This is a genomic window from Mesorhizobium sp. M2C.T.Ca.TU.002.02.1.1, assembly GCF_003997225.1.
The window spans coordinates 1-7,964 of record NZ_RZTO01000227.1; the positions used below are offsets into that span (position 1 = coordinate 1).

11 protein-coding genes are annotated in these 7,964 nt (G+C 63.8%); 7 read left to right on the top strand and 4 right to left on the bottom strand.

The window, feature by feature from the left end; genetic code table 11:
• The first annotated feature begins 256 nt into the window (after nucleotides 1–256).
• Together EOD07_RS14330 and EOD07_RS14335 are read left to right on the top strand one after the other, a co-directional pair.
• Nucleotides 257–997 (top strand): thioredoxin family protein, encoded by a 741-nt coding sequence (locus tag EOD07_RS14330; protein ID WP_127235936.1) that lies wholly within the window; start codon nucleotides 257–259, stop codon nucleotides 995–997.
• A gap of 65 nt (nucleotides 998–1,062) precedes the next feature.
• Nucleotides 1,063–1,818, top strand: a complete 756-nt coding sequence (locus EOD07_RS14335) for an SGNH/GDSL hydrolase family protein (RefSeq protein WP_127235937.1) — start codon at nucleotides 1,063–1,065, stop codon at nucleotides 1,816–1,818.
• On the opposite strand, the gene EOD07_RS14340 is transcribed toward EOD07_RS14335, so the two are convergent.
• Complete coding sequence (locus EOD07_RS14340) at nucleotides 1,801–1,962, bottom strand: hypothetical protein (protein ID WP_127235938.1); 162 nt, start codon at nucleotides 1,960–1,962, stop codon at nucleotides 1,801–1,803. The two genes, EOD07_RS14335 and EOD07_RS14340, sit on opposite strands and share 18 nt — an antisense overlap.
• Nucleotides 1,963–2,166: 204 nt before the next feature.
• On the opposite strand from EOD07_RS14340, the gene EOD07_RS14345 reads away from it, so the two are divergent.
• From EOD07_RS14345 to EOD07_RS14355, 3 genes are all read left to right on the top strand, one after another.
• Nucleotides 2,167–2,331, top strand: a complete 165-nt coding sequence (locus EOD07_RS14345; protein WP_116390243.1) for a hypothetical protein — start codon at nucleotides 2,167–2,169, stop codon at nucleotides 2,329–2,331.
• Nucleotides 2,332–2,537: 206 nt separating this feature from the next.
• A complete protein-coding gene (locus EOD07_RS14350) occupies nucleotides 2,538–2,948 on the top strand; it encodes a hypothetical protein (RefSeq protein ID WP_164772245.1) in 411 nt (136 codons plus the stop codon).
• 18 nt (nucleotides 2,949–2,966) lie between these two features.
• Nucleotides 2,967–3,686 carry a YafY family protein gene (locus EOD07_RS14355; protein ID WP_027166621.1) on the top strand — a complete coding sequence of 240 codons (720 nt, stop codon included), beginning with the start codon at nucleotides 2,967–2,969 and terminating at the stop codon, nucleotides 3,684–3,686.
• A gap of 69 nt (nucleotides 3,687–3,755) precedes the next feature.
• Here the strand turns inward: EOD07_RS14355 and EOD07_RS14360 are convergent, their stop codons facing one another.
• The 3 genes from EOD07_RS14360 to EOD07_RS14370 all read right to left on the bottom strand — a co-directional run bounded on the left by EOD07_RS14360 (nucleotide 3,756) and on the right by EOD07_RS14370 (nucleotide 6,270).
• Nucleotides 3,756–4,454, bottom strand: a complete 699-nt coding sequence (locus tag EOD07_RS14360; protein WP_073988011.1) for a DUF1013 domain-containing protein — start codon at nucleotides 4,452–4,454, stop codon at nucleotides 3,756–3,758.
• Between the two features lie 308 nt (nucleotides 4,455–4,762).
• On the bottom strand, nucleotides 4,763–4,903 hold the full coding sequence (locus tag EOD07_RS14365) for a DUF1127 domain-containing protein (RefSeq protein ID WP_071074868.1): 141 nt from the start codon (nucleotides 4,901–4,903) through the stop codon (nucleotides 4,763–4,765).
• A 356-nt stretch (nucleotides 4,904–5,259) separates the two neighbouring features.
• Entirely contained in the window at nucleotides 5,260–6,270 is a 1,011-nt protein-coding gene (locus EOD07_RS14370) for an NAD(P)H-quinone oxidoreductase (RefSeq protein ID WP_127235939.1), read from the bottom strand.
• 109 nt (nucleotides 6,271–6,379) lie between these two features.
• Here EOD07_RS14370 and EOD07_RS14375 point away from each other — a divergent pair, with 109 nt between their 5' ends.
• Both EOD07_RS14375 and EOD07_RS14380 read left to right on the top strand, forming a co-directional pair.
• Nucleotides 6,380–6,574, top strand: a complete 195-nt coding sequence (locus EOD07_RS14375) for a DUF1192 domain-containing protein (RefSeq protein WP_040985205.1) — start codon at nucleotides 6,380–6,382, stop codon at nucleotides 6,572–6,574.
• A 94-nt stretch (nucleotides 6,575–6,668) separates the two neighbouring features.
• On the top strand, nucleotides 6,669–7,916 hold the full coding sequence (locus EOD07_RS14380; RefSeq protein WP_127235940.1) for an MFS transporter: 1,248 nt from the start codon (nucleotides 6,669–6,671) through the stop codon (nucleotides 7,914–7,916).
• Nucleotides 7,917–7,964: the final 48 nt, after the last annotated feature.

Sequence of the window (7,964 nt, forward strand, 5' to 3'; positions counted from 1 at the left end):
CCAAAACCAAGCCTCGCATGAGGGCTCGGCGCCTCCTGTCAAAATCTCCTGACACGAACTTCTCAAACGCTTCAATCACATAAAACAAAACCCCGCCGAAATTCGACGGGGTTTGTCAGCAGTCTGAACCCGGGCCATCGGCCCGGGTTTTTGTTTTTTGCCAGCCGCATCCCTACCTGATTCAGCGAAACAGCGGCGGCTGTGTCGGGTTGAGCCGATGTCGAACGTCCTTGGCAGGAGAGGACAGGAGATGGTCATGCAACGCAATGCCGTGGTTTCGCGCGAAGACTGGTTCGAAGCGCATCGCAAGCACCTCGAGCGCGAGAAGGAACTGACACGGTTCCGCGACCTTGTCGCCGCCGAACGGCGGCAGCTGCCCTGGTTCAAGCTGCGCAAGGATTACGTTTTCGAAACCGAAGCGGGGCCAAGGCGTCTTGGCGACCTGTTCGCCGGCAAGAGCCAGCTCATCGTCTATCATTTCATGATGGCGCCGGGTTGCGATCACCGTTGCCAGGGCTGCTCGTTCCTCGCCGACCATATCGACGGCGCCGACCGGCATCTGAAACATCATGACGTCTCGCTGGTCGTGGTCTCGCGCGCGCCGCTGGCCGAGATCCTGCCTTACAAGCAGCGCATGGGCTGGAAGTTCGACTGGGTGTCGTCCTATGCGTCGGACTTCAACTTCGACCTGCAGGTCTCCTTCACCGACAAGCAGATCGCTACCGGCGAAACCACGTACAATTTCGAGAAGCGTCCGCTGCGATCGAAGGACCTGCCCGGCACCAGCATCTTCTATCGCAACGAGTGCGGCGACATTTTCCTCACCTTCCTGTCGCGCGCCCGCGGCGGCGACGCGTTGATCGGCGCCTATCATTATCTCGACGTGACGCCGAAGGGCCGCGACGAGACGGGTCCGTATCACAACCTGATGGACTGGGTGCGCCTCCACGACGAATACCAGGACAAAAGTGCGGAGCGGCCGGACTGCTGCGCGTAATCGGCCTCGTTCACCTCGGACGAAACATGCGCTAATGGCTTTGCCTTTACGGTAACGGAACCGCCATGCAGCGCCTGCTTGCCCTTCTCACCTGGCTCGCCTTCCCGGTCTATGTCTGGCAGGGCCTCGGCGTGCGCCGCCGCACCACCCGCATGCTGCCGGCGCGAGGCCCGGTCCTGCACGAAATACCGGGCAAGGCGCCGCCCGTCGCGCTGCTGGTCCTGGGCGATTCCTCGGCAGCGTCGGTCGGCATCGAGCAATCCGAATACGGGCTTGCCGCGCAGCTCGCCGGCCTGATCGCCGAACGCACCGGCAGCGCCGTGCGCTGGCGCGCCGCCGGCTTCAATTCGGCGACCTCCGGCCAGATCCGCGATTATGTCTTGCCCAACCTGTCGGCCGATCCCTGGACGCATATCGTGCTCGCCATCGGCACCAACGACACCAAGAACTTCCATTCCGTGCCGCGATTCAAGAAGGAGTTCGGCGGCCTGCTCTACGCGCTGCGCGCCAAATGGCCGGAAGCGCGCGTGGTGTGGTCGCCGGTGCTGGAATTCACCCGCGCGCCGGCAATGCCGCCATTGCTCGGCAGAATCCTCGAGATCCGCGCCACGGAAATGAACCGGATGGGCGTGCGGCTCTGCAACGAGCGCGGCGCCGTTGCCGCCGCGCGGCTACCCATCACCAACCCCGAAGCCGGCTTCGCCTCCGATGGCTTCCACGCCTCGGAAGCAGGTTACCGCGCCTGGGCGGAGCATCTGCTGGATTTCGTGCTGGGTGACGAGAAATCGAGCTCAGTTCGTACCTCAGGTCCAATGGCCTAGTACGGCGGCAAGCGAGATCGCCGCCATGGCCAGCAACGCCAGCTTCCAGAAATCGCCGCGCCGCTTCAGCCCCGGCCATCCCAGCGGCTTGATGATCTGGATCAGCATGATGCCGATGATGACTAGGGCGAGCAGTTTCGTCATGCCGCTTTTGACCAGCAACGATGGCGGCTGTCAAAGCCGTTCTCAAGGCACCCTCCGGGCAAGGCATTCCTGATAGAAATGGGTTCATCTGAACCGCACGAAGGCCGCCGCGCCGCCTTCTTAGGCACCCTGCCAACCTCCTGACAGACTGCTGTCAGGAGGGGTGTGCGATACTCTTCTCATCGAAAAGAGAGGAGTGAGGTCATGAACGGTTTTACCATTCTGCGCAGCGTGCAGCACTATGTCGGCAGGATTCGCACCGTGCGCAACGAGATCCGCACCCAGCGTTTCCTGAACACCTTGCCGGCGGACATCCGCAAGGACATCGGCTGGCCGGACCTTTACAACGGCCGCGTGCGCGAAAACTGAAATTTCGCCGCCGCGACTTGGATTGTGGCGGCATCGCGCCCAGATGTAATGCGGCCAGTGATGTTGAGTTCAGGGAAAGAAGCCTTGTCTGCCGATGGTTTCGCCGCAGCCTCCTGACAGGATGTTGTCAGGAGGCGTGCGGTAGTTGGAACGGCTTCGATCCTGACAGTGACGAACATGAAACGGCGATCCGGAGTGATCCGCGTATGGTGAAAAGCTGGAACGACAGGCTGAACACGCCGGGCATCAACGGCATCAAGCCGTCGCCGCGCACGGTCGGCGATGTCGTTGAAGGCCAGCCGATGCTGGTGCCGACCGCGCGCCAGGTCGACGACTTCATCCGCTCGATCCCCGAAGGGGTGGAGATGGACGTTCGTGCGCTGCGCACCGCTCTGGCCATCGAGCACGGCGCCGAAGTGACATGCCCGGTCACGATCGGCTATCATCTTCGCACCGTTGCCGAGGCCGCCCATGAGGATCTCGAGCGCGGCATGGCGCTGAGCGACGTCGCGCCGTTCTGGCGTGTGCTGGGTGCCGGGACGCCGACCACGGGCAGACTGTCCTTCGGAGCGAAGTTCGTTGCCGCGCAGCGTAAGCGCGAAGGGCTGAAGCCATAAACCCCGGGGGAGAAATCGATGCGCCGCGCCGACAGGCTTTTCCAGATCGTGCAGCATTTGCGGGGTGGCCGGCTGGTCACCGCGCAGAAGCTCGGCACGTGGCTCGAGGTTTCCGAGCGCACCATTTACCGCGACATAGCCGACCTGCAGTCGACCGGCGTGCCGATCGACGGCGAAGCAGGCGTCGGCTACATGATGAGGGAGGGTTTCGACCTTCCGCCGCTGATGTTCACGCGTGACGAGATCGTGGCGCTGGTGGCCGGCGCGCGCATGGTGCGCGCCTTTGGCGGCGCGGCGATGGCAAGGGCCGCCGACGAGGCGCTGGTCAAGATCGGCGCGGTGCTGCCCGATACCGAGAAGGACCGCATCGCCCGTACCGAGATCCACACGCCGATGTGGGTGGTGAGCGACGCCGCGCGCGAGGCGATCGACCTGATCGAGCGCGCCGTGGAGAAACGCCAGGTCCTGACCATCGACTATTCCGACGAGGCCGGCCGCGGCACCGCGCGCGACATCAGGCCGCTCGGCCTGTGGTTCTGGGGCAAGGTCTGGACGCTGGTCGCCTGGTGCGAGATGCGCGACGACTTCCGCGCCTTCCGCATCGACCGCATCGCCTCGGTCGTCATCGCCGGCCGCATCTTCAAGCCGGAGCGCGGCAAGCAGCTCGCCGATTTCTACCGCGCCGTCGAGCGCTCGGAGGATTACGGCATGGCGCCCGACCGCGCCGCACGGACGTGACTTCCTCCCAAGCCATTGTCCAACAAAAAAGCCCGCTCGAGCGGGCTTTTTTGTTGAACGCCGGGAGGCTTACTCCTGGTCGTCGTCTTCGTCCTTGTCCTTCGACTTGAGCGCCGAAAGCTTGGCGAAGACGGCGTTGGCGTCGAGTTCCTGATCCTCGTCCTTCGGCTTCTCGGGCGCCGGCACCAGCCGTTCCGTGAGAGCCGCCGGCAACAGCGTATCGCCGACAGGCTGCGCCGGCTCGCGGCCGCGCGAGGCGCGGTTGACCTCGAGGTCGAGGTCGATCTGCGAGGTGAGGCCGAGCGTCACCGGATCCATCGGCTGCAGATTGGCCGAGTTCCAGTGCTTGCGCTCGCGGATCTGCTCGATCGTCGACTTGGTGGTGCCGACAAGACGCGAGATCTGCGCGTCCTTGAGCTCGGGATGATTGCGCACCAGCCAAAGAATGGCGTTCGGCCGGTCCTGGCGCTTCGACAGCGGCGTGTAGCGCGGGCCCTTGCGCTTCGATTCCGGCACCCGCACCTTCGGCTCCGACAACTTCAGCCGGTAATTGACGTCCTTCTCGCCGCGCGCGATCTCGTCGCGCGTCAGCTGCCCGGTGATGATCGGGTCCATGCCCTTGATGCCTTGCGCCGACTCGCCGTCGGCGATCGCCTTGACCTCAAGCGGATGCAGCCCGCAGAACTGCGCGATCTGCTCGAACGAGAGCGCGGTGTTGTCGACCAGCCAGACGGCGGTCGCCTTGGGCATCAGCAGCGTATTGGCCATATCAAAAATCCTTCTCGTTCGCCCGCGTTCCCGCGCGGGCGGTGGTTTAGAGCCACCAAAATGGGAAATTCGCGGCCTGTATAAACGCTCCCTCCAATTTTCGCAATGTTTTTGGAAAAGGCCCGATTCACGGGTCCTGACACGCGTCCCGCTGAAACAGAACCGCTGCGCACTTCCGGGCGACATGCATTAAAAAGACAAAACCCGCTGGACGGGGTCCAGCGGGTTCGGAACCGGAAACGAAGCAAGCGTCTCGACGGCTCTGGCTTTCAAGTCCCAGCCCGGCCTGACGGTCGGGCTGTGTTCGATTACACCGCCTGGCGGGCGATGCGCTCGATGTCGGCGCGGTTGATGCCGAGGTCGCTCAACTGACGGGCATTGAGCTTGTTCAATTCGCGCACGGTCTCGTTGTACATGCGCCACTTACGGAAAGCACGGATCGGGTTCATTTGAATTTCTCCAGTCGTTTGATGAAATCGTTTGATGCCGTGTAAATAGGCATGACTGCCCAAGAAATGAACGGACGCTTTTGCATGGCCGCAATGCGTTTTGTGCATTGCACCATTAAGGATTCGTTCAGCTTGAAATGGGGACAGGCGCCACCCCAGGATGGGTAGAGATTCAGGTCAGGCCGAGCCGAAAATGGCAGGTTCCGAGAACCGGAGCGGAGCGTACTTCCGCATGTCCCGGAAAAGTGGTTTCCGGTTTTCCGAAAAGGACATGCGGCAACCAAAAAACTACGTGAGCACCGGAAGCGCAGGACGCAATCGTTTGCAGGCCGGCCTCACCTGAATATCGACCCATCCTAGCCGACGTCGAGGACGATCTTGCCGATATGCTCGCCCTCTTCCATCCGCTCATGCGCCCGCCAGGCTTCGGTGAGCGGAAAGATCATGTCCATGACGGGTGCCACCTTGCGCGTGCCGAGCATCGGCCACACCTGGGCCTCCAGCGCGGCCGCGATCGCCGCCTTGAACTCGACGGTGCGCGGCCTGAGCGTCGAGCCGGTATGGGTCAGGCGCTTGACCATCAGCGTCGCGAAATTGGTGCTTGCGACAGCGCCGGCCTGCACGGCGATCTGGACGATGCGCCCCTCGACGGCCGCGGCTTCGTAATTGCGCGCGACATAGTCGCCGCCGACCATGTCGAGGATGACGTCGACGCCTTTCTTGTCGGTCGCATCCTTGACCACTGCGACGAAGTCCTCCTCGCGATAGTTGATCGCCCGGTCGGCGCCGAGCTTCAGGCAGGCGTCGCATTTCTCCTTGCTGCCGGCGGTGGTGATCACAGTGGCGCCGAAGGCCGAGGCGAGCTGGATGGCGGTGGTGCCGATGCCCGACGAGCCGCCATGGACGAGAAGCGTCTCGCCCTTCTTCAGGCCGCCGCGCTCGAATACATTGTGCCAGACGGTGAAATAGTTCTCCGGCACGGCGGCGGCCTCCGAATAGGTGAAGCCGGCCGGGATCGGCAGCACGCTGCCGGCATGGACCTTGACATATTCGGCATAGCCGCCGCCCGGCGTCAGCGCGCAGACCCGGTCGCCGATGCGCCAGCGCGATATCTCGTCGCCAAGCGCGACGATTTCACCGGCCACCTCGAGTCCAGGCAGGTCCGAGGCGCCGGGCGGCGGCGGATAGGCGCCCTTGCGCTGTTGGACGTCCGGCCGGTTGACGCCGGCCGCATGCACGCGGATCAGCACCTCGCCCGGGCCGGGGACAGGCACGTCGCGCGTTTCCGGTTTGAGCACCCTGGGACCGCCGGGTTGCGAGATCGCGATGGCCGTCATCTTCGCCGGAATCTTGTGAGTGTTCGCCATGGCTGTCCCGTCTCCTCGAATCCTGTCTTGAGTGGTTTGCATCGGCGCCCCTGCCCTATGTATGCTGATTGCCAAATCAGGCAAATGGCCAAGTAGGGGAGAAGCGACGATGGCGATCTTCGACGACGAACCCAGGAAGAAGCCGCGCCCGCACGAGATCGGCCAGGACCTCTCGCTGCTTTCGGTGGACGAATTGTCCGAGCGCATCGCGATACTGCGCGACGAGATCGCCCGGCTGGAAGAGGCACGGGCCGCCAAGGGGGCAACCAAATCCGCGGCCGAGGCGCTGTTTCGTAGAGGATAGTTCCGCCGGCGTGCCAGTCCGCCCCGGAAAAGCCTGATTGCGACTGCCAGACGCTGAAACAGACCTGCGCCCGAAATTCCAGCCGGATCAGCCCATGTTTGCAACCTACAGACCGATCCTCTCGCTGCTTCGCGGCACGGCGTTCCTGCTTGCCGCATCCGGCCTGCACGGGCTGCTGCTGCCGCTGCGCGGCCAGGTGGAAGGCTTTTCGACCGCATCGCTCGGCCTGATGGGCACGGCCTGGGCCGGCGGCTTCGTCACCGGCTGCTTCTTCGCGCCGCGGCTTGTTCGCCGCGCCGGCCATGTCAGGGCCTTCGGCGCCTTCGCCGCGTCCGGCGCGATCATCGCGCTGCTCACCGGCCTCATCATCGACGAATATGTCTGGATCCTTTTGCGCGCCTTCACCGGCTTCACCATGGCCGGCGCCTTCATGGTGATCGAGAGCTGGCTGAACGAAAAGGCCACCAACGAAAATCGCGGCACAGTCTTCGGCCTCTACATGATGGTCACCTATGCCTCGATCATGGGCGGCCAGATGATCGTGGCCGGCGGCGACGTGCGGTCGGCCTCGCTGTTCATGATCACCGGCATCCTGTTTTGCCTGTCGCTCATTCCGACGGCGGTCTCGACCCAGTCGCATCCGAAGCCCCTGCAGGACGTGAAGCTCGACGTCAAAGGTCTCTACGCCAATTCGCCGGTGTCGGCGGTGGCCTGCCTCCTGATCGGCATCGCCAACGGCGCCTGGGGCACGCTCGGCGCCGTCTATGGCGCCCGCATCGGCATCTCCACCGCCGAGATCGCGCTGATGATGAGCCTTGTGGTCATCGCCGGCGCCGCCATGCAGCTCCCGGCCGGGCGGCTTTCGGATACAACCGACCGCCGCTTCGTGCTCGCCGGGGCAGCCTTCGGCGCGGCGCTGGTCGCGGCGCTGATCTTCCTGTTCGCGCCACGTTCGGGCGTCTTCGTCATCGTGATGACCGCCGCCTATGGCGCCTTCGCCTATACGCTCTATTCGATCGCCGTCGCGCATGCCAACGACCACGCCCGCGCCGAGGACTTCGTCAAGGTTTCCGGCGGCCTGCTGCTGCTCTACGGCTTCGGCACGATGATCGGCCCGCTTTTGGCCGCCGCGCTGATGGGTTCGGTGCGCCCGGAGGGGCTTTTCCTCGCAACCGCGCTCGCCCATCTCAGCCTCGCCGGCTACACGCTCTTACGCATCCGCGCCCGCGCACCGGTGCCGATCGAAAACCGCGACGCCTTCAAGACGCAACCCGCGGACCGCGCGGTCACGCCCGAGGCAACCAGGCTCGATCCGCGTAGAAAGGTTGAAACCAATAGTTGAGATTCGCAAGACTTTGCCTCACAAATAAAGGCATGATGTTTTCTGACG